22 protein-coding genes and 2 pseudogenes are annotated in these 23,579 nt (G+C 56.4%); 14 read left to right on the plus strand and 10 right to left on the minus strand.

The features are described from left to right. From FHN83_RS15140 to satP, 3 genes are all read right to left on the minus strand, one after another. Window positions 1-777: an ABC transporter ATP-binding protein gene (locus FHN83_RS15140; RefSeq protein WP_139564293.1), complete on the minus strand. Its 777-nt coding sequence runs from the start codon at window positions 775-777 to the stop codon at window positions 1-3. Further along, window positions 774-1,847, minus strand: a complete 1,074-nt coding sequence (locus FHN83_RS15145; RefSeq protein ID WP_039030439.1) for a FecCD family ABC transporter permease — start codon at window positions 1,845-1,847, stop codon at window positions 774-776. Before FHN83_RS15145 ends, FHN83_RS15140 begins: the two co-directional genes overlap by 4 nt. A 252-nt stretch (window positions 1,848-2,099) precedes the next feature. After that, the gene (gene satP, locus FHN83_RS15150) at window positions 2,100-2,669 is read right to left on the minus strand and encodes an acetate uptake transporter (RefSeq protein WP_138370397.1); all 570 of its coding nucleotides are present in this window, start codon (window positions 2,667-2,669) and stop codon (window positions 2,100-2,102) included. Window positions 2,670-2,965: 296 nt separating this feature from the next. Between satP and dnaK the strand changes: the two genes are divergently transcribed. The 4 genes from dnaK (at window position 2,966) to nhaR (ending at window position 8,411) form a co-directional block, all read left to right on the plus strand. After that, window positions 2,966-4,885 carry a molecular chaperone DnaK gene (gene dnaK / locus FHN83_RS15155; protein ID WP_039030437.1) on the plus strand — a complete coding sequence of 640 codons (1,920 nt, stop codon included), beginning with the start codon at window positions 2,966-2,968 and terminating at the stop codon, window positions 4,883-4,885. 86 nt (window positions 4,886-4,971) lie between these two features. Then, window positions 4,972-6,105, plus strand: coding sequence for a molecular chaperone DnaJ (gene dnaJ / locus FHN83_RS15160; RefSeq protein ID WP_039030436.1), 1,134 nt, complete (start codon window positions 4,972-4,974; stop codon window positions 6,103-6,105). A gap of 172 nt (window positions 6,106-6,277) precedes the next feature. Further along, window positions 6,278-7,453 (plus strand): Na+/H+ antiporter NhaA, encoded by a 1,176-nt coding sequence (gene nhaA, locus FHN83_RS15165; protein WP_139564295.1) that lies wholly within the window; start codon window positions 6,278-6,280, stop codon window positions 7,451-7,453. 58 nt (window positions 7,454-7,511) lie between these two features. Beyond that, window positions 7,512-8,411, plus strand: coding sequence for a transcriptional activator NhaR (gene nhaR, locus FHN83_RS15170; RefSeq protein ID WP_039030434.1), 900 nt, complete (start codon window positions 7,512-7,514; stop codon window positions 8,409-8,411). 57 nt (window positions 8,412-8,468) lie between these two features. Here nhaR and rpsT read toward each other — a convergent pair whose 3' ends face one another. Further along, entirely contained in the window at window positions 8,469-8,732 is a 264-nt protein-coding gene (gene rpsT, locus FHN83_RS15175; protein WP_012015991.1) for a 30S ribosomal protein S20, read from the minus strand. A 101-nt stretch (window positions 8,733-8,833) separates the two neighbouring features. Between rpsT and FHN83_RS28605 the strand changes: the two are divergent. The 6 genes and pseudogenes from FHN83_RS28605 (at window position 8,834) to ispH (ending at window position 14,844) form a co-directional block, all read left to right on the plus strand. Continuing rightward, a pseudogene (locus tag FHN83_RS28605) lies at window positions 8,834-9,052 on the plus strand (DUF2575 domain-containing protein). A gap of 7 nt (window positions 9,053-9,059) precedes the next feature. Continuing rightward, window positions 9,060-9,998: a bifunctional riboflavin kinase/FAD synthetase gene (ribF, locus tag FHN83_RS15190; protein WP_138370399.1), complete on the plus strand. Its 939-nt coding sequence runs from the start codon at window positions 9,060-9,062 to the stop codon at window positions 9,996-9,998. A gap of 33 nt (window positions 9,999-10,031) precedes the next feature. Then, window positions 10,032-12,848 (plus strand): isoleucine--tRNA ligase, encoded by a 2,817-nt coding sequence (gene ileS / locus FHN83_RS15195; RefSeq protein WP_139564297.1) that lies wholly within the window; start codon window positions 10,032-10,034, stop codon window positions 12,846-12,848. Further along, window positions 12,848-13,348: a signal peptidase II gene (lspA, locus tag FHN83_RS15200; protein WP_039030431.1), complete on the plus strand. Its 501-nt coding sequence runs from the start codon at window positions 12,848-12,850 to the stop codon at window positions 13,346-13,348. The genes ileS and lspA overlap by 1 nt, the downstream gene beginning before the upstream one ends. A 94-nt stretch (window positions 13,349-13,442) precedes the next feature. Next, a complete protein-coding gene (gene fkpB, locus FHN83_RS15205) occupies window positions 13,443-13,913 on the plus strand; it encodes an FKBP-type peptidyl-prolyl cis-trans isomerase (protein ID WP_138370401.1) in 471 nt (156 codons plus the stop codon). Beyond that, entirely contained in the window at window positions 13,894-14,844 is a 951-nt protein-coding gene (ispH, locus tag FHN83_RS15210; RefSeq protein WP_039030429.1) for a 4-hydroxy-3-methylbut-2-enyl diphosphate reductase, read from the plus strand. Before fkpB ends, ispH begins: the two co-directional genes overlap by 20 nt. A gap of 17 nt (window positions 14,845-14,861) precedes the next feature. Here the strand turns inward: ispH and FHN83_RS15215 are convergent, their stop codons facing one another. Continuing rightward, window positions 14,862-15,767 carry a LysR family transcriptional regulator gene (locus FHN83_RS15215; protein ID WP_139564299.1) on the minus strand — a complete coding sequence of 302 codons (906 nt, stop codon included), beginning with the start codon at window positions 15,765-15,767 and terminating at the stop codon, window positions 14,862-14,864. 92 nt (window positions 15,768-15,859) lie between these two features. Between FHN83_RS15215 and FHN83_RS15220 the strand changes: the two genes are divergently transcribed. From FHN83_RS15220 to FHN83_RS15230, 3 genes and pseudogenes are all read left to right on the plus strand, one after another. Beyond that, on the plus strand, window positions 15,860-16,504 hold the full coding sequence (locus FHN83_RS15220) for an alanyl-tRNA editing protein (RefSeq protein WP_138370403.1): 645 nt from the start codon (window positions 15,860-15,862) through the stop codon (window positions 16,502-16,504). A gap of 100 nt (window positions 16,505-16,604) precedes the next feature. Further along, window positions 16,605-17,167: pseudogene (locus FHN83_RS15225) on the plus strand (glucose-6-phosphate isomerase family protein). Then, entirely contained in the window at window positions 17,160-17,930 is a 771-nt protein-coding gene (locus FHN83_RS15230; RefSeq protein ID WP_138370405.1) for a glucose-6-phosphate isomerase family protein, read from the plus strand. The pseudogene FHN83_RS15225 and the gene FHN83_RS15230 overlap by 8 nt, the downstream one beginning before the upstream one ends. Window positions 17,931-17,957: 27 nt before the next feature. Here FHN83_RS15230 and FHN83_RS15235 read toward each other — a convergent pair whose 3' ends face one another. The 5 genes from FHN83_RS15235 to FHN83_RS15255 are packed head-to-tail and all read right to left on the minus strand — an operon-like array spanning window position 17,958 to window position 22,262. Next, window positions 17,958-18,776 (minus strand): PTS system mannose/fructose/sorbose family transporter subunit IID, encoded by an 819-nt coding sequence (locus FHN83_RS15235; RefSeq protein WP_138370406.1) that lies wholly within the window; start codon window positions 18,774-18,776, stop codon window positions 17,958-17,960. Continuing rightward, window positions 18,776-19,573 (minus strand): PTS mannose/fructose/sorbose/N-acetylgalactosamine transporter subunit IIC, encoded by a 798-nt coding sequence (locus FHN83_RS15240; RefSeq protein ID WP_039030423.1) that lies wholly within the window; start codon window positions 19,571-19,573, stop codon window positions 18,776-18,778. The genes FHN83_RS15235 and FHN83_RS15240 overlap by 1 nt, the downstream gene beginning before the upstream one ends. A gap of 10 nt (window positions 19,574-19,583) precedes the next feature. After that, window positions 19,584-20,078, minus strand: a complete 495-nt coding sequence (locus FHN83_RS15245) for a PTS system mannose/fructose/N-acetylgalactosamine-transporter subunit IIB (protein WP_039030422.1) — start codon at window positions 20,076-20,078, stop codon at window positions 19,584-19,586. Between the two features lie 10 nt (window positions 20,079-20,088). Continuing rightward, window positions 20,089-20,517, minus strand: a complete 429-nt coding sequence (locus FHN83_RS15250) for a PTS sugar transporter subunit IIA (protein WP_139564300.1) — start codon at window positions 20,515-20,517, stop codon at window positions 20,089-20,091. 2 nt (window positions 20,518-20,519) lie between these two features. Beyond that, window positions 20,520-22,262 carry a class I mannose-6-phosphate isomerase gene (locus FHN83_RS15255; protein ID WP_139564302.1) on the minus strand — a complete coding sequence of 581 codons (1,743 nt, stop codon included), beginning with the start codon at window positions 22,260-22,262 and terminating at the stop codon, window positions 20,520-20,522. 187 nt (window positions 22,263-22,449) lie between these two features. On the opposite strand from FHN83_RS15255, the gene FHN83_RS15260 reads away from it, so the two are divergent. Next, complete coding sequence (locus FHN83_RS15260; protein WP_139564304.1) at window positions 22,450-23,457, plus strand: LacI family DNA-binding transcriptional regulator; 1,008 nt, start codon at window positions 22,450-22,452, stop codon at window positions 23,455-23,457. The last annotated feature ends 122 nt before the right edge of the window (window positions 23,458-23,579 follow it).

The following is a 23,579-nucleotide window of genomic DNA, read 5'->3' on the forward strand; positions in this document are numbered from 1 at the left end:
TTATGGTGTTAACCCGTCGACCACCACATGGGGCAGTCCGCGGGAGCAGTATTCAACCCGGCCGTCCACGCCATACACCGCAGCCAGATTGACGGGCGTGACCACCTCTCCCGGCAGGCCGCTGGCGATCAGCTCGCCGGCTTTCAGCATCAGGGCATAGTCCGCATGGCGCAGGGCAATGTTGATGTCGTGGATCACCACGACGGTGACGATGTTGCGCAGCCGCGTTTCGCGGGCGACGATGTCCATCACTTGGAACTGGTAGTTAAGATCGAGGGCGCTCAGGGGCTCGTCCAGCAACAGCAGGTCGGGCTGGCGGATCAGAGACTGCGCGAGGCCAATCAGCTGCTTTTGCCCGCCGGAAAGTTGATCCAGAAAACTCATTGCCAGATGGGCGACGCCCAGCTTTTCAAGAATGGCGTACGCCTCCTGCTCAACGTTTTGCGTATTCACGCTGCCGCTGGCACGACGGGCGACGATCACCGATTCCAGCGCATGCAAATGCACGCCCTGAGGCAGGGATTGCGGGAGATAAACCACCTTCTGCGCCCGCTTTGCCGGGGGCAGGGTCATCAGATCCTCGCCGTTAAGCAGTAACTCGCCCTGAGCGGGATTCAGGTCTGCCAGCGCGCGCAGCAGGGTCGATTTACCCGAGCCGTTCGGCCCCAGCAGGGCGGTGATCTGTCCGCGAGGAAGTCGTGGGGTGGTTAGCCCGCTGATGACTTTTTTCTTGCGATAGCCGGTGTGCAGCTCCCGGACGCGAAGGCCGTCGGTCATACGTTCCCCCGGTTACGAATAATGATGCTCAGGAAGAACGGCACCCCCACCAGCGAGGTGACAATGCCAACAGGAATGATGACGCCGGGAACGATGTTCTTGGAAAACACGGAGGCCAGCGAAAGCACCAGAGCGCCAATCAGCATGCTGCCGGGCAGATAAAAACGGTGATCCTCGCCAAACATCATGCGCGAGATATGCGGCGCCACCAGGCCAATAAAGCCTACCGGCCCGACAAAGGCGACGGTCAGCGCCGAAATAATGCTGATGCGTAGCAGCGTCGCCAGGCGCAGCTTTTTGACGTTAATCCCGAAGCTGACGGCGCGATCTTCTCCCAGACGCAGCGCCGTTAGCTTCCAGGCGTTTTTCAGCGACAGCGGCACGATAATCAGCAGCGCCACGGCCAGAATAGCCAGCTTATCCCATGAGGCCCTTGCCAGGCTGCCCATTGTCCAGAAGACCAGCCCCTGCAGGGTGTCTTCACTGGCAACGAACTGCAAAATGGAAATCAGGGCGTTGAAGGTAAAGACCAGCGCGATGCCGAACAGCACCACGCCGGACGTCGCCACGCGGGTCCAGCGGCTGATGCCATCCAGAATAAAGCAGGCCAGCAGGGCAAAGACAAAGGCGTTTGCCGGAATAAACCACTTATCGGCAATACCGGGAATGCCCAGCCCGAGCACAATCGCCAGGGCAGCGCCGAAGGAGGCGGCAGACGACACCCCAAGCGTGAACGGGCTGGCGAGCGGGTTGTTAAGGATGGTTTGCATCTCGGCTCCGGCAAGCCCCAGCGCCATACCGACGGCGACCGCCATCAGCGCAAACGGCAGCCGCAGCTCCCAGACAATGACGCGCGTACCGGCATCGACTGAAGCGGCATCGACTAAGGTGTGCCAGAGCGTAGAAACGGAGATGCCCGAAGGACCGAGCGTGAAATCGAGGATCAGGGAGCAAAGTATAAAGAAGAGCAGCACGCCTGCCAGGGTAAAACGCCTGACAAGGACTTTACGGTAATGCGACGCGATAATGGCTTCGCCAGTTTGCTCGCGGGCGGCAAGGCTGGAATTCATCAGATAACCCTATGCAACACAAAAGAATCATTTATCCCCTGCTGGTTCCATTTTAGTGGCTGCCTGATATCCATTATCCGGGATGCGCGGGTCACACTATTCGCAATGATAATGCTTATCAATTAAATGAGGTGATTATTGCCGTTCTGTTTACGTATCGTTTCTGATGCGGCTAAAAAACAGTCAGATTTAAAAAGGGGAAAGCACAACCGCAGAGGGGAGTTCGTGCCCGCATGGCGGGCACGAAAGGGATCAGTGTTTTTCACCAATCGGCAGTACGGTACGACCGAACTGCTCGTTCAGGACTTCACCCATTGCCAGGTAAATGGCGCTGGCGCCGCAGACCAGGCCAATCCAGCCCGCCACGTGAATAATGGCTTCGCCGTTGCTCACCAGGTGACCCACGCACAGCAGGGCGAACAGCACGGTCAGGCTCAGGAACACGAACTGCAGCGCGCGGTTACCCACCAGCGTGCCGAAGAACATGAACAGCGTGAAGACACCCCACAGGCCCAGATAAACGCCCAGGAACTGCGGGTTAGCGGCGTCGGTCAGACCCATTTTCGGCATCAGCAGAATGGCGACCAGGGTCAGCCAGAATGAACCGTAAGAGGTGAACGCGGTTAAACCAAAGGTGTTGCCTTTCTTATATTCCAGCAGGCCCGCGAAGATCTGTGCGATACCGCCATAAAAAATGCCCATCGCCAGGATAATGCCGTCCATCGGGAAGAACCCGATGTTATGCAGGTTCAGCAGGATGGTGGTCATGCCAAAACCCATCAGGCCCAGCGGAGCCGGATTAGCCAACTTAGTGTTGCCCATAAGTCCTCAAAAAAATCATCATTAATATGGTGAAATGGTGAATCCCACGCCAATTCTCCCTGGCGGGGCGCGGCATCATAATGGGCGCTATCGATGCCGTCTATGATCTAATCAGGGTGAAATTAAAAATTTTTTTATCCGCCCCCCTTGATGGTTGCCGTTGCGACCCCATCTTGTAGTCAACCGCAGTGTGTGGACCTGAAAAAATTCAAATCTGGACAGTTGAAAAAGCATCTTCTGCCCTTATTACAGGTACACAACCACATGTTGACCGAATTTATAGTGGAGACGTTTAGATGGGTAAAATTATTGGTATCGACCTGGGTACTACCAACTCTTGTGTAGCGATTATGGACGGCACTACTGCACGTGTGCTGGAGAATGCCGAGGGCGATCGCACCACGCCTTCTATCATTGCCTATACCCAGGATGGTGAAACTCTGGTTGGTCAGCCGGCTAAACGTCAGGCAGTGACAAACCCGCAAAACACACTGTTTGCGATCAAGCGCCTGATTGGCCGTCGCTTCCAGGACGAAGAAGTGCAGCGCGATGAAGCCATCATGCCGTACAAAATCATCGGCGCTGAAAACGGCGACGCCTGGATTGATGTTAAAGGTCAGAAAATGGCACCGCCGCAGATCTCTGCTGAAGTGCTGAAAAAAATGAAGAAAACCGCTGAAGATTACCTGGGTGAGCCGGTAACTGAAGCCGTTATCACCGTTCCAGCTTACTTCAACGATGCTCAGCGTCAGGCGACTAAAGACGCCGGCCGTATCGCGGGTCTGGAAGTCAAACGTATCATCAATGAACCAACCGCAGCGGCACTGGCCTACGGTCTGGATAAAGAAGTTGGCAACCGCACCATCGCGGTATACGACCTCGGTGGTGGTACTTTCGATATCTCTATTATCGAAATCGACGAAGTTGACGGCGAAAAAACCTTCGAAGTTCTGGCAACCAACGGTGATACCCACCTGGGTGGTGAAGACTTCGACAGCCGCATGATCAACTATCTCGTTGACGAATTTAAGAAAGATCAGGGCATTGACCTGCGTAACGACCCGCTGGCCATGCAGCGCCTGAAAGAAGCCGCAGAAAAAGCGAAAATTGAGCTCTCTTCTGCCCAGCAGACCGACGTGAACCTGCCGTACATCACTGCAGACGCGACCGGTCCAAAACACATGAACATTAAAGTGACTCGCGCGAAACTGGAAAGCCTGGTAGAAGACCTGGTTAACCGTTCCATCGAGCCGCTGAAAGTTGCTCTGCAGGACGCAGGTCTGTCCGTATCCGAAATCCAGGACGTTATCCTGGTCGGTGGTCAGACGCGTATGCCAATGGTTCAGAAGAAAGTGGCTGAATTCTTTGGTAAAGAGCCGCGTAAAGACGTTAACCCGGACGAAGCCGTTGCTATCGGTGCTGCCGTTCAGGGTGGTGTACTGACCGGTGAAGTGAAAGACGTACTGCTGCTGGACGTTACCCCGCTGTCTCTGGGTATCGAAACCATGGGCGGTGTGATGACGGCGCTGATCGCCAAAAACACCACCATCCCGACCAAGCACAGCCAGGTGTTCTCTACCGCTGAAGACAACCAGTCTGCGGTAACCATCCATGTGCTGCAGGGTGAGCGTAAACGTGCCGCGGATAACAAAGATCTGGGCCAGTTTAACCTCGATGGTATCAGCCCGGCGCCGCGCGGCATGCCACAGATCGAAGTCACCTTCGACATCGATGCTGACGGTATCCTGCACGTTTCCGCGAAGGACAAAAACAGCGGTAAAGAGCAGAAGATCACCATCAAGGCCTCTTCCGGTCTGAATGAAGAAGAGATCCAGAAAATGGTTCGCGAAGCAGAAGCGAACGCCGAGTCTGACCGTAAGTTTGAAGAGCTGGTTCAGACCCGCAACCAGGGTGACCATCTGCTGCACAGCACCCGTAAGCAGGTTGAAGAAGCAGGCGATAAACTGCCAGCTGACGACAAAACGGCTATCGAGTCTGCACTGAGCGCGCTGGAAGCGTCCCTGAAAGGCGAAGACAAAGCCGACATCGAAGCGAAGATGCAGGCGCTGGCGCAGGCTTCCGAGAAGCTGATGGAGATCGCTCAGCAGCAACACGCACAGCAGCAGGCTGGCGCGGGTGCTGACGCTTCTGCCAACAACGCGAAAGATGACGATGTTGTCGACGCAGAGTTTGAAGAAGTGAAAGACAAAAAATAATCGCCCTTTGAACGGGTAATACACTGGCACGGGCGAAGAGGTTTCCTCTCCGCCCGTGCACGCATGTTAGGGGCAGATAAAACAAGATGGCAAAGCAAGACTATTACGAGATTTTGGGCGTTTCCAAAACAGCGGAAGAGCGTGAAATCAAAAAGGCGTATAAGCGCCTGGCCATGAAATATCACCCGGACCGCAACCAGGGTGACAAAGAGGCCGAAGCCAGGTTTAAAGAGATCAAAGAAGCCTACGAAATCCTGACCGATGCGCAGAAACGTGCAGCATACGATCAGTACGGCCATGCCGCGTTTGAACAGGGCGGTATGGGCGGCGGCGGATTCGGTGGCGGCGGCGCAGATTTCAGCGATATCTTTGGTGACGTGTTCGGCGACATCTTCGGTGGCGGCCGCGGTCGTCAGCGTGCAGCCCGTGGCGCAGACCTGCGTTACAACATGGAGCTGACGCTGGAAGAGGCGGTGCGTGGCGTGACGAAAGAGATCCGCATCCCGACTCTTGAAGAGTGCGACGTCTGCCACGGCAGCGGCGCGAAAGTCGGCACCAAGCCACAGACCTGTCCAACCTGTCACGGTTCAGGCCAGGTTCAGATGCGCCAGGGCTTCTTCGCGGTGCAGCAGAGCTGTCCGCACTGCCAGGGTCGCGGTACGCTGATCAAGGATCCGTGCAACAAATGTCACGGCCATGGTCGCGTCGAGAAGACCAAAACCCTGTCGGTTAAAATCCCGGCGGGCGTGGATACCGGCGATCGTATTCGTCTGTCTGGCGAAGGTGAAGCAGGGGAGCACGGCGCGCCGGCAGGCGATCTGTACGTTCAGGTGCAGGTGAAGCAGCATGCAATTTTTGAACGTGAAGGCAACAACCTGTACTGCGAAGTGCCGATCAACTTTGCCATGGCGGCAATGGGCGGCGAGATCGAAGTGCCAACGCTGGACGGTCGCGTAAACCTGAAAGTGCCTGGTGAAACCCAGACCGGCAAGCTGTTCCGCATGCGCGGTAAAGGTGTGAAATCCGTCCGTGGCGGCGCTCAGGGCGACCTGCTTTGCCGCGTGGTGGTGGAAACCCCGGTTGGCCTGAACGAGAAGCAGAAGCAACTGCTGCGAGAACTGCAGGAGAGCTTTGGCGGCCCGACGGGTGAGAACAACAGCCCGCGTTCCAAAAGCTTCTTTGATGGCGTAAAAAAGTTCTTTGACGATTTGACTCGCTAACGCTGAGCTGATGTCGTTCCCGAAGCCCGGAAGCGATTCCGGGCTTTTTTATACCTGCTAAATTTAGATCGGAAAAACTGAATCAACAGTCAATATTAACCTGCTTTTACCGATGAATTTCCGCGCGTATGATGGTTTTAACGAAGGATTGTCGTAAAAAGAGAGAGTAATAGTGAAACTTCTGAATCGTTTTTTCCAGAATGAGGCCGCGGGCGGCATCATTCTTATCCTGGCCGCAGCCATCGCCATGCTGCTGGCAAATCTGGGCGCGACCCGCGACCTGTACCACGCTTTTCTGGAAACCCCCGTTGAGTTACGGGTCGGCGTGCTGGAAATCAACAAGAACATGCTGCTGTGGATCAACGATGCCCTGATGGCGGTCTTTTTCCTGCTGGTGGGGCTGGAGGTCAAGCGTGAGCTGATTCAGGGCTCCCTGGCAAGCCGTCAGCGTGCGGCATTCCCGGTGATTGCCGCTATTGGCGGGATGGTCGTCCCGGCGCTCATCTATCTGGCGTTTAACTATCAGGATCCTATTGCCCGTGATGGCTGGGCTATCCCGGCGGCCACGGATATTGCCTTTGCATTAGGCGTCCTGGCGCTGTTAGGCAACCGCGTGCCGATGGCGTTGAAAATCTTCCTGATGGCGCTGGCAATCATCGATGACCTGGGCGCGATAGTTATTATTGCCCTGTTCTATACCAGCGAGCTGTCGATGCTGTCCCTGGGCGTGGCGGCGGCAGCTATCGCCGCACTGGCGCTGCTGAACATCTTCAACGTGCGTCGGATTGGTATCTATGTGCTGGTGGGAATGGTGCTGTGGACGGCCGTACTGAAATCGGGCGTGCATGCCACCCTTGCCGGGGTGATTGTCGGCTTCTTCGTGCCGCTGAGGCCGCAGCAGGGTAAATCACCGGCGAAGCAGCTGGAGCACGTGCTGCATCCATGGGTCGCTTTTATGATCCTGCCGCTCTTCGCCTTTGCTAACGCCGGTGTCTCCCTTAAGGGCGTCACGCTGGATGGAATGATGTCAATGCTGCCGCTGGGGATCATCGCCGGGCTGTTTATCGGTAAGCCGCTAGGGATCAGCCTCTTCTGCTGGCTGGCGCTGAAGCTGAAGCTGGCCACCTTGCCGCACGGAACCACCTGCCGCCAGATCATGGCCGTTGGCGTCCTTTGCGGGATTGGCTTTACAATGTCGATCTTTATTTCCACGCTGGCGTTTGGCGCGAGTGCACCTGAGCTCATCGACTGGGCTAAGTTGGCTATCTTAACCGGATCGCTGTTGTCGGCATTCACTGGCTATGCCTTACTGAAAACGAAATTGCCGGGGCAGGTGCATCCGGAGTAACGGGACTCCGGGAGGGCAGGCCGCCCTCCCGTTAACACTATCAGGGAGCGAGGAGCGTATGTCTCATCTTAACTACAACCATCTTTACTATTTCTGGCATGTCTATAAAGAGGGCTCGGTTGTCGGCGCGGCGGAGGCGCTCTATCTGACGCCACAGACCATTACCGGGCAGATCAAAGCCCTTGAAGAACGCCTGCAGGGGAAGCTGTTCAAGCGCAAAGGGCGCGGTATCGAGCCAAGCGAACTGGGCGAGCTGGTGTTTCGCTACGCGGACAAAATGTTCACCCTGAGTCAGGAGATGCTCGATATCGTCAACTACCGCAAAGAGTCGAACCTGCTCTTCGACGTGGGTATTGCGGATGCGTTGTCAAAACGGCTGGTCAGCGGGGTGCTGGATGCGGCAGTGGTGAAGGATGAGCAGATACACCTGCGCTGTTTTGAATCCACGCACGAGATGCTGCTGGAGCAGTTGAGCCAGCACAAGCTGGATATGATTATCTCCGACTGCCCTATCGACTCCACCCAGCAGGAAGGTCTTTTCTCAGTGAAAATTGGCGAGTGCGGCGTCAGCTTCTGGTGCAGCAATCCGCCGCCAGAAAAGCCGTTTCCCGCCTGTCTGGAAGAGCGGCGTTTACTGGTGCCCGGTCGTCGTTCGATGCTGGGCCGCAAGCTGCTGAACTGGTTTAACTCTCAGGGGCTGAACGTTGAAATTCTGGGTGAGTTTGACGATGCCGCGCTAATGAAAGCCTTCGGTGAGGCGCATAACGCGATTTTTGTCGCCCCAACGCTGTATGCCCAGGATCTGTATGCGGACGAGAAAATTACCGAGATAGGGCGGGTGGACAACGTGATGGAAGAGTATCATGCGATATTTGCTGCAAGAATGATTCAGCATCCGGCGGTGCAGCGTATCTGTAACCAGGATTACAGCGCGCTGTTTACGCCACCGGCACTCTGAAGGTATAAAAAAACCCGCGTTAAGCGGGTTCTTTAAACAAGCAACAACAAGTGGCGATTAAGCCAGTTTGCTGATCTGCGCGGTCAGGTTTGCTTTATGACGCGCTGCTTTGTTTTTGTGGATCAGACCTTTAGCAGCCTGACGATCCACGATTGGTTGCATTTCGTTAAATGCGTTCTGCGCTGCAGCTTTGTCGCCAGCTTCGATTGCTGCGTATACTTTCTTGATGAAAGTACGCATCATAGAGCGACGGCTTGCGTTGTGCTTACGAGCCTTTTCAGACTGAACGGCACGTTTCTTAGCTGATTTGATATTAGCCAAGTCCAACTCCCAAATATGATCTATGTGGACAATTCAAAGGCCGAGGAATATGCCCTCTTTGCCCTCTTTTGTCAATGGATTTGTGCAAATAAGCGCCGTTAATTAGCGACGCTACGTTACGTAGTGATGGCGCAGGATTCTACCAGCTTGTCTCTCCTGAATACAGCTTTTCGACACAAAAAACGTCATCTGTAGACAGATTTTTTCGCTGTGAAAGGCAACCCTGATGAAATCATTACGGCTTTCTGTTTTGCGTGAACAATCGCCGGTTAACCTTAACCGCTGTACAAGGTATACTTTGGCGATTTTCACTGTTTTGAGCCAGTCATGAAGCTGATACGCGGCATACATAATCTGAGTCAGGCCCCGCACGGGTGTGTGCTGACTATTGGTAATTTCGACGGCGTGCATCGTGGGCATCAGGTGCTGTTGCAGGGATTGCGTGAAGAAGGGCGGGCTCGTGGTCTGCCGGTTGTAGTCATGATTTTTGAGCCGCAGCCGCTGGAGCTGTTTGCCAGCGATAAGGCGCCTGCACGCCTGACCCGCCTGCGTGAAAAATTACGTTATCTCGCGCAGTGCGGCGTGGACTATGTCCTGTGCGTCCGTTTCGACCGACGTTTTGCCGCGCTGACGGCACAAAATTTTGTCGGCGACCTGCTGGTCGATCGTCTTGGCGTGCAGTTTTTGGCTGTGGGCGATGATTTCCGCTTTGGCGCTGGTCGTCAGGGGGATTTCTTGCTATTACAGAAGGCTGGCCTGGAGTATGGCTTTGACGTCACCAGCACCCAGACCTTTTGCGAAGGCGGCGTGCGCATCAGCAGCACGGCGGTTCGTCAGGCGTTAGCCGATGACGATCTCGATACCGCAGCAAAACTGCTCGGACGCCCGTTCTCCATTTCCGGGCGTGTGGTGCATGGCGATGAACTGGGTCGCACCATTGGTTTCCCTACGGCGAATTTACCGTTGCGCCGTCAGGTTTCCCCGGTCAAAGGGGTTTATGCGGTAGAAGTGACGGGGCTCGGCGATAAGCCTTTACCCGGCGTCGCCAATATTGGCACCCGTCCGACAGTGGCTGGCATACGCCAGCAGCTCGAAGTGCATTTGCTGGACGTTGTAATGGACCTCTACGGTCGCCATATAGATGTAATCCTGCGTAAAAAAATACGCAATGAGCAGCGATTCGCCTCGCTTGATGAGCTGAAAGCGCAAATCGCGAGAGATGAATTAACAGCCCGCGACATTTTTGGGCTATCAAACCCGGCTTAATGCCTGAGATATAAATACGGAACCGAGAATCTGATGAGTGACTATAAATCAACCCTGAATTTGCCGGAAACAGGGTTCCCGATGCGCGGCGACCTCGCCAAGCGTGAACCGGGAATGCTGGCGCGTTGGACCGATGATGACCTGTACGGCATCATCCGTGCAGCCAAAAAAGGTAAAAAAACTTTCATTCTGCATGATGGCCCTCCCTATGCGAATGGCAGCATTCATATTGGTCACTCTGTAAACAAGATTCTGAAAGACATTATCGTTAAGTCCAAAGGCTTAATGGGCTATGACTCGCCTTACGTTCCAGGCTGGGACTGTCACGGTCTGCCGATCGAGCTGAAAGTGGAGCAGGAGTTCGGCAAGCCGGGTGAGAAGTTCACCGCTGCTGAATTCCGTGCCAAATGCCGCGAATACGCCGCTACCCAGGTTGACGGTCAGCGCGAAGACTTTATCCGTCTGGGCGTGCTGGGCGACTGGTCGCACCCGTACCTGACCATGGACTTCAAAACCGAAGCCAACATCATCCGTGCGCTGGGCAAAATCATCGGCAACGGCCACCTGCACAAAGGCGCCAAGCCGGTGCACTGGTGCGTGGACTGCCGCTCTGCGCTGGCTGAGGCGGAAGTTGAGTATTACGACAAAACGTCTCCATCCATCGACGTGGCCTTTGAAGGTGTCGATCAGGATGCGCTGCAGGCCAAGTTTGGTCTGCCGGGCGTCAATGGCCCAATCTCACTGGTTATCTGGACCACCACGCCGTGGACCCTGCCTGCTAACCGCGCGATCTCCCTCTCTGCGGAGTTCGAATACGCGCTGGTACAGGTTGAAGGCCGCGCGCTGATCCTGGCAAAAGATCTGGTTGAGAGCGTGCTGAAGCGCGCCAACATCACCGATTACAAAATCCTTGGCACCGTGAAGGGTGCTGAGCTGGAGCTGATGCGCTTTAAACACCCGTTCCTTGATTTCGACGTTCCGGCAATCCTGGGCGAGCACGTTACCCTGGAAGCGGGTACCGGTGCGGTACATACCGCCGGTGGTCACGGTCCGGATGACTACAACATCAGCCTGCAGTACGGTCTGGAAATCGCTAACCCGGTTGGCCCGGACGGCGCTTACCTGCCAGGCACGTACCCGGCGCTGGACGGCATCAACGTCTTTAAAGCCAACGACATCATCGTCAACCTGCTGCGCGACAACGGCTCGCTGCTGCACGTTGAGAAAATGCAGCACAGCTATCCATGCTGCTGGCGCCACAAGACGCCGATCATCTTCCGTGCGACCCCGCAGTGGTTCGTCAGCATGGATCAGAAAGGCCTGCGCGCGCAGTCCCTCTCCGAGATCAAAGGCGTGCAGTGGATCCCTGACTGGGGCCAGGCGCGTATCGAATCCATGGTCGCGAACCGTCCTGACTGGTGTATCTCCCGTCAGCGTACCTGGGGCGTACCTATGTCCCTGTTCGTCCATAAAGAGACCCAGGAGCTGCACCCGCGCACCCTGGAGCTGATGGAAGAAGTGGCCAAACGCGTTGAGGTTGACGGCATTCAGGCGTGGTGGGATCTCGACTCCCGCGACATCCTGGGCGACGACGCTGATACCTACGAGAAAGTGCCGGATACCCTGGACGTCTGGTTCGACTCCGGTTCTACCCACTCCTCCGTGGTTGACGTGCGTCCGGAATTTGCCGGTCACGCCGCCGACATGTATCTGGAAGGTTCTGACCAACACCGTGGCTGGTTCATGTCATCTCTGATGATCTCCACCGCCATGAAGGGCAAAGCGCCATACCGTCAGGTACTGACTCACGGCTTCACCGTGGATGGTCAGGGCCGCAAGATGTCCAAATCTATCGGTAACACCGTTTCTCCGCAGGACGTGATGAACAAGCTGGGCGCGGATATTCTGCGTCTGTGGGTGGCATCCACCGACTACACCGGCGAAATGGCGGTCTCCGACGAGATCCTGAAACGTGCTGCCGACAGCTATCGTCGTATCCGTAACACCGCGCGCTTCCTGCTGGCAAACCTCAACGGTTTCGATCCGGCAAAAGATATGGTGAAACCGGAAGAGATGGTGGTGCTGGATCGCTGGGCGGTAGGCTGTGCCCAGGCGGCGCAGGAAGACATCGTTAAAGCGTATGACTCCTACGATTTCCACGAAGTGGTGCAGCGCCTGATGCGCTTCTGCTCCATCGAGATGGGCTCTTTCTACCTCGACATCATCAAAGACCGTCAGTACACCGCCAAAGCGGACAGCGTGGCGCGTCGCAGCTGCCAGACTGCGCTGTATCACATCGCGGAAGCGCTGGTGCGCTGGATGGCACCGATCATGTCCTTCACCGCAGATGAGATCTGGGGCTATCTGCCAGGCGACCGTGAGAAGTATGTCTTCACCGGCGAGTGGTATGAAGGCCTGTTTGGTCTGGCTGAAACTGAAGCCATGAACGATGGCTTCTGGGACGAGCTGCTGAAAGTGCGCGGCGAAGTGAACAAGGTGATCGAACAGGCGCGTACCGACAAGAAAGTGGGCGGCTCTCTGGAAGCGGCAGTGACCCTGTATGCCGAGCCAGAGCTGGCGGCGAAGCTGACGGCGCTGGGCGATGAATTACGATTTGTCCTGTTGACCTCCGGTGCGAAAGTTGCGGATTATGCCGACGCGAGCGCTGATGCCCAGCAGAGCGAACTGCTCAAAGGGCTGAAAGTGGCGCTGGTGAAAGCCGATGGTGATAAGTGCCCGCGTTGCTGGCATTACACCACCGATGTCGGCAAGGTGGCGGAACACGCAGATATCTGCGGACGCTGTGTCAGCAACGTCGCCGGTGATGGCGAAAAACGTAAGTTTGCCTGATGAGTAAATCACTCTCTTCAACAGGGCTGCGCTGGCTGTGGCTGGTGGTAGTCGTGCTGATTATTGATTTGGGCAGCAAGTACCTGATCCTCCAGAACTTTGCTCTGGGGGATACCGTACCGCTGTTCCCGTCGCTTAATCTGCACTATGCGCGTAACTATGGCGCGGCGTTTAGCTTCCTGGCCGACAGCGGCGGCTGGCAGCGCTGGTTCTTTGCAGGTATCGCGCTCGGTATCTGTGTGGTGCTGGCTGTGCTGATGTACCGCGGGAAAGCCACGCAAAAGCTGAACAACATTGCCTACGCGCTGATCATTGGCGGTGCGCTGGGTAACCTGTTCGACCGTCTGTGGCACGGCTTTGTGGTCGATATGATCGACTTCTACGTCGGCAACTGGCACTTCGCCACCTTCAACCTGGCCGATACGGCGATTTGTATCGGTGCGGCGCTGATTGTGCTGGAAGGCTTCTTGCCGAAACCCGCAGCGAAAGAGCAGGCGTAACAGTAAACGCCGGGCGGCACTGCGTTTGCACCGGCCTACGATTTTGTAGGCCCGGTAAGCGCAGCGCCACCGGACAAACCTCAGGCTAAATTGCATGTCTAAATCCGTACAGTCCAACAGCGCGATGCTGGTTCATTTCACGCTGAAACTTGATGATGGCTCCACGGCGGAGTCCACCCGCAATAACGGCAAACCGGCGCTGTTCCGTCTGGGTGATACCTCTCTGTCTGAAGGTCTTGAGCAGCAGCTGCTGGGGCTGAAAGAAGGGGATAAAAAAACCTTCTCTCTGGAGCCGGATGCCGCATTTGGCGTGCCGTCCCCGGACCTGATCCAGTACTTCTCGCGTCGTGAATTCATGGATGCGGGGGAACCTGAGATTGGGGCGATTATGCTCTTTACCGCTATGGATGGCAGCGAAATGCCAGGCGTGATCCGTGAAATCAACGGCGACTCGATTACCGTCGATTTCAACCACCCCCTCGCCGGGCGTACCGTCCATTTTGATGTTGAAGTGCTGGAAATCGACCCGGTACTGGAGGATGTGAATGCAGATCCTGTTGGCTAACCCGCGCGGCTTCTGCGCCGGTGTAGACCGCGCTATCAGCATTGTTGAAAACGCGCTGGAGCTTTACGGCGCGCCTATTTATGTCCGTCACGAAGTGGTACATAACCGCTACGTGGTGGATAGCCTGCGCGCACGCGGGGCAATCTTTATTGAGCAGATCGACGAAGTGCCGGATGGCGCGATCCTGATCTTCTCCGCACATGGCGTCTCTCAGGCGGTGCGTAACGAAGCGAAAAATCGCGATCTGACCGTTTTCGACGCCACCTGCCCTCTGGTGACCAAAGTGCATATGGAAGTGGCCCGTGCCAGCCGTCGTGGTGAAGAGTCGATTCTGATTGGTCACGCAGGCCACCCGGAAGTGGAAGGGACCATGGGACAGTACAGCAACCCGGAAGGGGGCATGTATCTGGTCGAGTCCCCTGAAGATGTGCTGACGCTGAACGTCAAAAACGAAGCCAAACTGTCGTTTATGACCCAGACCACGCTTTCCGTGGATGATACGTCCGACGTTATCGATGCGCTGCGAAGCCGCTTCCCGAAAATCGTTGGCCCGCGTAAAGATGACATCTGCTACGCCACCACCAACCGTCAGGAAGCGGTGCGCGCCCTGGCGGAGCAGGCGGATGTGGTGCTGGTTGTCGGCTCGAAAAACTCCTCTAACTCCAACCGTCTGGCCGAACTGGCGCAGCGAATGGGGAAAGCCGCGTTCCTGATCGACGATGCTACCGATATTCAGGAAGCCTGGGTAAAAGAGGTGCAGTGCGTTGGCGTGACGGCCGGTGCCTCGGCGCCGGATATTCTGGTGCAGAACGTGATTGCGCGTCTGCAGGAGCTGGGCGGCGGGGAAGCCATTCCGCTGGCGGGCCGCGAAGAGAATATCGTCTTCGAAGTGCCGAAAGAGCTGCGTATCGACGCGCGAGAAGTCGAGTAAGGTTTAAAAAATGCCAGTCACTTAATGACTGGCATTTTTTCATTCAGATAGTTGATCATTGCCCGCATTCTGGCTGGCATATGTTTGTTGCGCGTCCACAGCAGCCAGAGGTCGCCCGTATAGCTGCTGATAAACTCCCAAGCCGGCAGAACCTGCACAATCTCCCCTCGTTCCAGAGCCTCTCGCGCGGTAAACAGCGGTAAACTCCCGATGCCGACATGCTGTTTGACCGCATCCAGCCGCACGCCCGTGTGGTTAGCAGCGTAGCGTCCGTGCGTCTGGACGATCTCCGTTTTCCCCTGCAAGGTGAATTTCCAGCGTGAATCGGCTGGGGTTTCACCGAGCGAAATACAGCTATGTGCCCGCAGGTCGTGCGGATGCTGTGGCGTACCTCTGCGACGAAGGTATTCTGGCGTGGCGCAAATAACATGGGTTACCGGCATCAGCGGTTTTCCATACAGGCCAGGAGAGGGTGTCCTGGTGATGCGTAATGCCAGATCGACACCATCCTCGATCAGGTCCATGTAACGATCTTCCAGACGCAGGCAGACGTCAATTTGCGGGTAGCGCTCAAGGAACGCCGGGATCAGCGGATGGATCACAAACCGTCCTACGGCTTTCGGCACGCTCAAGGTGAGCTTTCCCTGGGCAACGGTTTGCAGACTGCTACCGGAATCTATTGCCTGTTGCGCCGCTTCCAGCATATCCAGCGCGTGTTCATAAACCGATTTTCCGGTTTCGGTAAGGGCCAGCTTGCGCGTGGTGCGGTGCATTAACTTACATCCCATCTCCTTTTCGAGGCGTGAAACACAGCGGCTGATCGCCGAGGGCGTTGCTCCCGTAATACGGGCAGCCGTTGAAAAGTTGCCGTGCTCTACGATGGTCACGAAGGTAGCAAGATCGGGCAGGAGTGCAGGTTTCATTTGTGTCTGCCAGGCAATAGTGCATTGTTTGAAAGCAGGATTATCGATGCGTAAGTAATGAATATACTGTCAGGGTACAGAGGAGGACAACCATGACAGAACGACTTTATTACATAAGTGACGCGACAGAAGGCCACGCGAAGGTGGTCCGATGCACATCCGAGCCTGATGGCCGCTACGCCGTTGAGCTGGATCGGACCCTTTTCCATCCGCAGGGTGGCGGACAGCCAGCGGATCGGGGGGCGATCGCGGGGATTGCGGTGGAGGGAGTGAGCCTGCGCGGGGAGACTGTTATTCACATTCTGGCTCAACCGCTTGCGCCAGGCGCGGTGGTGGAAATGCAGATCGATAAAAGTACGCGAGCGCGTCATTCCCGCTGGCACAGCGCAGGTCATTTGATTGGTTACGCCGGTGAGCGGTTTGGTTGGGAGCCAGTAAAAGCCCATCACTGGCCCGGTGAGGGACGAATTACTTTTATCCCCCGGGAGCAACAGATATCGATGCCTGATGCCAACGCGCTGCTCGCGATGATTAAAGGCTGGCAAGCGGACAACCTGCTTCTTTATACCGACATTGAAGCGGGCAGGCGCAAGGTTCGCTTTGGCGATCTTCCTGCCTATTCGTGTGGTGGAACGCATGTTAAACAGCTGGCTGAAACCGATGGGATGCAGATCCTAGGGCTGAAAATGAAAAAAGGGCAGCTGGTGGTGACTTATGCCCTCCATGAGCAGGCATAACAGGCGTGTGATTAACCCGACAAAGCGGGCGGCTTCTCAGGAGGATAACGGGTTAATTTGGTAAGCTTGCCATGTTGTTCTCCTCGGGCCGGAGATAAACATGAATCCTGACGTAATCCTGCCACCCCAGGTGGCGTGGGCCAGCGGTGTATTCGCTAATGCTCCACTGATCCGCAAGACGACACGCCTCGCCGATCTGCCAGACCTTTTCAGTGATAACAACGCCTGGCGTGGCTGCGATCCGCAGCAGCGCCTCTATGACGTTGAAACGATCGACTCCCCGTCGGGTGAAGGGGCGCTGTACGTCGGCGTTACCCATCTGTATGCGGGCAAAATCGGTGACGAGTTTTTTATGACGCGCGGTCATTTTCACCAGCGCCGTGAACAGGGCGAGGTCTATTTTGGCCTGTGCGGACGCGGCCTGCTGCTGCTTCAGACGGCGTCCGGTGAGGCGCGCCTTGAGCGCGTGAAGCCCGGCTCTGTGCACATCATCCCCTCCTTTACTGCGCACCGTCTGTTTACACCGGCGATGAGACGCTTTCTGCGCTGGCGGTCTGGCCCAGCGTGGCCGGGCATGACTATGCGGCTTTGGCCGGTGGTTTTGCGCTTCGCGTATTTGCCTCTGACCATCACTTGCAGGAATGGGAGGCGCGCAATGATTAATTTCGGACTGGATATGACCATCGCGCATCGACCATTGGGCTTCAGCTACGGAGATGACGTTACCGGCCCGATGCCGGAAATTCGCACCCTGGATCAGATCCGTCCGTCGCTGCGCAATCCCGACTGCGAAGGGCCGGAGCAGGTTTATGCTATCGCGATGGACGTGGCGCGCCTGGCGGACAGGCAAGAGCTCGAAAAACGGATGCTGCTGTTTGGCGTGGTGACCTACGCCGCAGGCACGCTCGGCGATGAGCCGGTCCGCAGCCAGGGGCATGTGCACCGTATCAGCCAACACAGCGGATGGTCGCCCCCTGAGCTGTATGAAATCTGGCAGGGTAAAGCGATTATCTATATGCAGGAGTTTGTTGATGACGATCCGGGACGCTGCTTTGCGGTGCTGGCGGGACCGGGTGAAAAAGTGCTGGTTCCGCCCGGATGGGGCCATGCAACCATTTCAGCCTCTGCCGGGGAGCCGCTGACCTTTGGCGCGTGGTGCGATCGGGAATATGGCTTTGAGTATGACGCCGTGCGTGCGCGCAAAGGGCTGGCATGGTATCCCCTGGTTCAGGGCGATCATATTGTCTGGCAGCAAAATAGCCACTACAGGCCGGGGCGATTACAGATGATTACGCCGCGCGGTTATTCGGAATTCGGTATTACCGATGCACCTATTTATCAGCAGTTTATCGACGATCCGGCGCGGTTTCAGTTTATCTCACGACCGGATAAAACCGCCGGGCTGTGGGAAAACTTCCATCCATAAAGTGACCGGGGCCTCGCCCCGGTTCTCTTATCCGGCGAACAAACCTGACGCCACGCCAAGTGCGGCCAGAACCAGCAGTAATAGCATGGCCTTAACCGGCGACACGCCGCGTTTTGCCATCAGATACCAGGTTCCCAGCACCACCGTCAGCGGAAGCAGCTGCGGGAAAATACCGTCCAGCATCTGCTGCACGTGAATGTTAACCCCGTCCCGGGTGATGAACTCCAGGCCGGTGCCGAGCTTCACGTAGCTGGCTGCCACGCCGCCCATAACGAACACCCCGAGGAGGGAGAGCGCCTCCCGAAGCCGGGTGGATTTACTGCTGACCAGCATCTCCACGGAGCCTGAGCCCATCTGGTAGCCTTTGAGAAACAGAAACCAGGAGCCAGGAATGATAATGGCCAGCCAGGCGACGGTGTAAAACAGCGGGCCGAGGATGTTTCCGCCTGCCGCCAGCGCCATCCCGATACTGAGGAGGATCGGGATCAGCATGCCCGGGATCATAGAATCGCCGATGCCGGCGATGGGTCCCATCAGGCCTACCTTCAGGGTGTTAATGGTTTCACCATCAATTGGCTCGCCGTTGGCTTTTTTCTCCTCCAGACCCAGCGCCATACCGTTGACGATCGCGCCAATTTGCGGCTCTGTGTTGTAGAACGACGCGTGACGGCGCAGCATTTCAGTGCGTTGAGCCGCATCAGGATAGAGTTTTTTTGCCACCGGCAGCATGCTCAGGCAGAAGCCGAAGGATTCCAGACGTTCAAAGCTCATGGAGGAGAGGTTATGCATCATCCACGCCCGCCAGCAGCGGCGCAGATCTCTGCGGGTAAGTTTATGTTCTTCCATCAGAATTCATCCTCGTCGTCAGCGACCGGCGCAGAAGCCACGGCCTGCGGCGTTTCAGGTTTGTAGTTGTAATGGATGAGTGCCAGCAGGGCGCCCACGATCACCAGCGCAACCATATTGAGTTTGAGAAATACGATGCAGACGAAGCCCACCAGGAAGTAGATGAGCATGGTATAGCTTTTGATGATCTGCTTAAGCAGGATGGCGATACCGACGGCGGGTAAAATACCGCCCAGCACGTTCATGGTGGAGAGGACGATCTGCGGCAGGCTATCCATAAAGCCGCTGATGTACTGCGCGCCGAAAAAGACGGCAATAAAGGTCGGGACAAAGCGCAGTACAAAGTTCATCGCCTGCGGCCAGATGGCGCTGTTGAGGTAGATCCCGCGCTCGTCGCCGTGCTCAAGCGCCACATCCGCCCGATGGTTCCAGAATGAGTTTAGTACCATCATCGCATTAAACAGAATGGTGCCAGCGATGCCGATAGTGGCAGCCAGCGCCACCGCGACCTCTGGCCCTTTGCCGGAGAGGATCCCCAGCGCGATGGCCGGATAGGCCACGAAGTTTAAATCTGCTGGCATCGAGCCGCCGGGGGTCACCATCGCGATATAGACCGCCTGCACGGCTACGCCAATGATAATCCCGGTTTTGATATCGCCCAGGATCAGGCCAACCAGCATCCCGGAGATGAGCGGGCGGGAGATGAGATACCAGCCGCCAGTCAGCCCCAGAAGCCACGGGCTGCTGAGGGCGCCCAGATAACAGAGCAAACCAATTAACGCCGCTTCGATAATCATGATCCGCTCCTTATTTCAGCTTCAGTCTGGCGTCCTGCCAGCGGTAAAAACTGGCATCGGGAACCAGGCGAAATTCAATTTCGTGCCCCTGGCCGGTTAGCCACTCGAAGGCCGCGGCTTCCTCGTTCGTTACCGACTGATTCGGGCCGATGGTAATCGTGTTCGCCCGGGCGCTCATCGGCCCTACGTTAATTTTGCCATTGCTGTTTTTCAGGCTGATACCCGCCTGTTCAATGCGCTGTAGCGTGAGCGGCGATTTACCAATCACAAAATAGCGTTTCTCGCTGGCGATCACTTTTGGCAGTTTTTCAATGGCCGTTGCCGTATCAAAAAGCCACACTTTGGTGTCAGAGACGGCTCCTTTCATGACTGACGACAGCAGCGGATCGGCCGCAACGGCATCGTCAATGGCAACGATGCCGTCACAGGGCAGCTCCCTGGCCCAGCGTGTAATGAGCTGCCCGTGGATGACGCGATCGTCAATACGTACAAAAGAAATACTCATATGCGGCTCCTCAAAAATCGTCTGTCTGTACAGACTCTGTCGGCGTTGCCTGAACCAGCGTCGGCAGAGTGAGTTCGATTAGTTGCGCGGCGGCGTGATGGACATCGCTTGCCGCCATCACCTCGTCGGTTTGCAGTAGCATCGGTAAGTTGACCCCCGCCACCACGGCGACCGGGGGCTGCGTTTGCGGATTAAAGGCGACCTCGCACGCCACGTTCCACGGCGTGCCGCTTTGCATATCGCACAGCACCAGCACGCCGTCGGCATCGGCGCTTGCGGCTTCCAGCGTGGCGCAAAAATCCCGGCGAAAACCCTCAATTCCCGCCTGTTCGCTCAGGCAGACGGCGTGCACGCCGGGCAGGTCGCCGTACACCATCCGGCCACTCTCAAGCAGCGCGGCGGCAAGCGGGCCGTGGGTTGCAACTATAAAATGAATCATCGTTAGCTCCTCACCCAGGCTTTGATGGTGGCCAACTGTTGTCCAGACGCGCTGGCGGCAGGCGAAATGCGATATTCACCCACCCTTGCCGGGATAATGAAAGTTTCGGCGTAATGGACGGTAAACGGCGCGAAAGCGCCGGTAGGGCTGTCGACAATCGCTTCGTCGCCCTCAATAAGATTGAGCACATTCACACCACCCGCGGTGTTATGGATAACGGGTTCGCTAAACCAGTGGCGACGCGTTTCGATAAATTCACGCTCGTGCAGGCCGGTGCGTTCTTCGCGCCAGCGCTCTCCTTGCGCAATGGGTTCAAACTGATTCACCAGATGCTGATGGACCCACTGCGTGTCGCGCTGCCAGTCGATGACCTGTTCACCATGTTCCAGATGTACCGGACGCGGCAGGCCGTCCAGGCCCAGGCGGCCCCAGTCCCACAGTTTGAAGGTAAAGATGTATGGCGTGGCGCTGATCTCCAGCACCATTGTTCCAGCGCCGGAGCAGTGCACCGTACCTGCAGGGATCAGAAAATGGTCGTGTTTTTTCGCCGGGATCTGATTAACGAACCGGGCGTCATCAAAAGATTTTTCACCGCGCCCGGCACGCCTGAGGTCGTCCATCATTGCCCGGGGATCGGTACCGGTTTTGGTGCCCAGGTAGACCACGGCACCCGGCCCGGCTTCCAGGATGTAATAGCTCTCATCCTGGGTGTAGTGCATCCCAAACTGCTGCTGGATGTACTCGGTAACAGGGTGGACCTGGAAGCTCAGGTTCTGGCCACCGATGGTATCCAGGAAGTCAAAACGGATCGGGAACTCTGCGCCGAAACGCGCGTGAACTTTCTCGCCCAGCAGCGCACGAGGCTCAAGTAAAACCAGGTCCTGAGAGGGGATCTCGATCCGCACCGCGCCAAAACGCAGTAACAGGCTGTTTTCCTCGGGCACGCAGTCAAAACACCATGCGTAATTGGGTGCTGAGGGATCGAGATCGAATTGCTGTTTCATCCACTGGCCGCCCCAGACGCCGGGATCGAAAAATGGCACCACGCGAAATGGCTGGGCAGTGGTCTGTGCCAGACCGGCCCGCAGCGCCTTGCCGGTGACCATCGCAGGAAGCGCTTTGCGGGTGGTATCCAGTAAAAAATCGGCGCGCCTGAGCAGGGGGGTTTTATGGCGATCGAAGACGCGCCACTCAACAAAAAAAGCCCGCTTGTAGCGACGAAGCATATCCTCGTGCTGATTCTCTGCCCCCCAGTTGCCCATCTCACCGCTGCGCATACGCTGCTGGATCTCCCAGCGCGGAAGATCGGCGTACACCAGCACGTCACCCGGATGAATAAGCGCCGCACCGGGCCCGTAAATGACAATCAGCCCTGCGGAACACTGGCTCACCTGAGTCTGCAATGCCTCCAGACGCGCGGCGTCAAAAAATTCAACCAGCTGGTGGCAGGAGAGCACGCCAAAGACGCGATCGTCGGTGAGGTTGCGGGCAATCATCTCATGGATGGCCTGCTCACCCTGGCGTGCCTGCCCGGCATTAATCGTCAGCGCCGGGCGTAGGCGCGGCAGCACGTTGTCTTCAAGTTCGGTCATGCGCACGCCCGGATAACAATCGATCACCAGTACGGTGCGGCTGCGCGGCTGGGTTTTTGCTTCAAGGGTTCGGGTAATCGCCTCCCATCCTTGCCAGGCGCTGTCGTCATAACCCTGGATCGTCACCGTGGGGAATTTGTCGTAGGCAGTCATTTTATCCTCCATAATCGTGAATTAAGGTTATTCGATTAACCGCGTTTGAGAAGAGTGGTTAACGCGATTAACCCGCCATAAATGGCAATGTAATCCCGATCGGTAGCGGTAATGTGAAGAGACTCACAGGGAAAAATGCATAAAAAAGGTTATTCGATTAATCTTGTATGAAACGCAAGGAGACAGCATGACGGGAATGACACTGGCAGACGTCGCGAAACGCGCTGGCGTATCAACGGCAACGGTCTCAATGGTGCTCTGTAACAAAGGCCGTATTTCGCAAAGTACGCGCGAGCGCGTGCTAAAGGCGCTGGATGAGACGGGCTACGTCTATAACCAGACGGCGGCCAATTTACGTAATCGCCGCAGTAACCAGGTGGGTCTGCTTTTGCATGATATCACCAACCCTTTTTACGGAGAGATGACCGCAGGGCTAAGCCATGAAATGGAACGCCATGAGCTGCTGCTTTTTCTGGCCAACAGCGAGGAGTCCGCAGAGCGACAGCAAAAATTTGTCGATTCGCTGATGCGCAATAACGTGGGAGGGATGGTGCTGTGTGCGGCCCGCGAAACGCCCCAGGCATTTTTTGATGGGCTAAAGCGGCGCAACATTCCGGCTATCATGGTTGTGCGCCCGCTGAAGGATCCGGATTTTGATTTTGTCGGAACGGACAACTTCCTGGGCACGCAGATGGCGACAGAGCATCTGCTCAGAATGGGCCATCGGCATATTGCGTTTATCGGGGGGAGCCAGAACTCGGGTTCGCGGGCGCAGCGTATCGGTGGTTTTACCAGCAAGCTGCTGGAATTCGGCGTGACGCCGAATCCTGCATGCATCAGGACGTCGCAGGCCAGCCAGAGCGATGGCGCGCGCGTGGCGGAGGCGTTACTCCTTGATAATCCAGAAATCAGCGCTGCAATTTGCTACCAGGATATTGTGGCGCTGGGGGTGATGCAAAGTTTACGCAAGATGGGCCGCGAACCGGGGCGTGATTTTGCGCTGATCGGCTTCGATGACATTACCGAAGCGGCTCTGGTCCAGCCGGCATTGACCACCGTGTCGGTGGCGGCAAAGGAGATTGGCCGCAAGGCGGGGGAGCTGCTGTACAGCCGCATCCAGGGCAATGACGAACCCGCCAAACGGATCATCCTGCCGCCTGCGCTGGTGGTGCGGGAATCATGCGGTTTTCGCTGACGATCATGTCTTTAACTGATATCTATCCCTGTTTATCATTAAATTCTAATTATTGGCGTTTTCTGTGGCGGCCTTTGCGAAGGCTGGTTAATCTGAAAACGGTTTACATCATTTTAACGTAA

The organism is Leclercia adecarboxylata, assembly GCF_006171285.1.
GTDB lineage: Bacteria > Pseudomonadota > Gammaproteobacteria > Enterobacterales > Enterobacteriaceae > Enterobacter > Enterobacter barmai.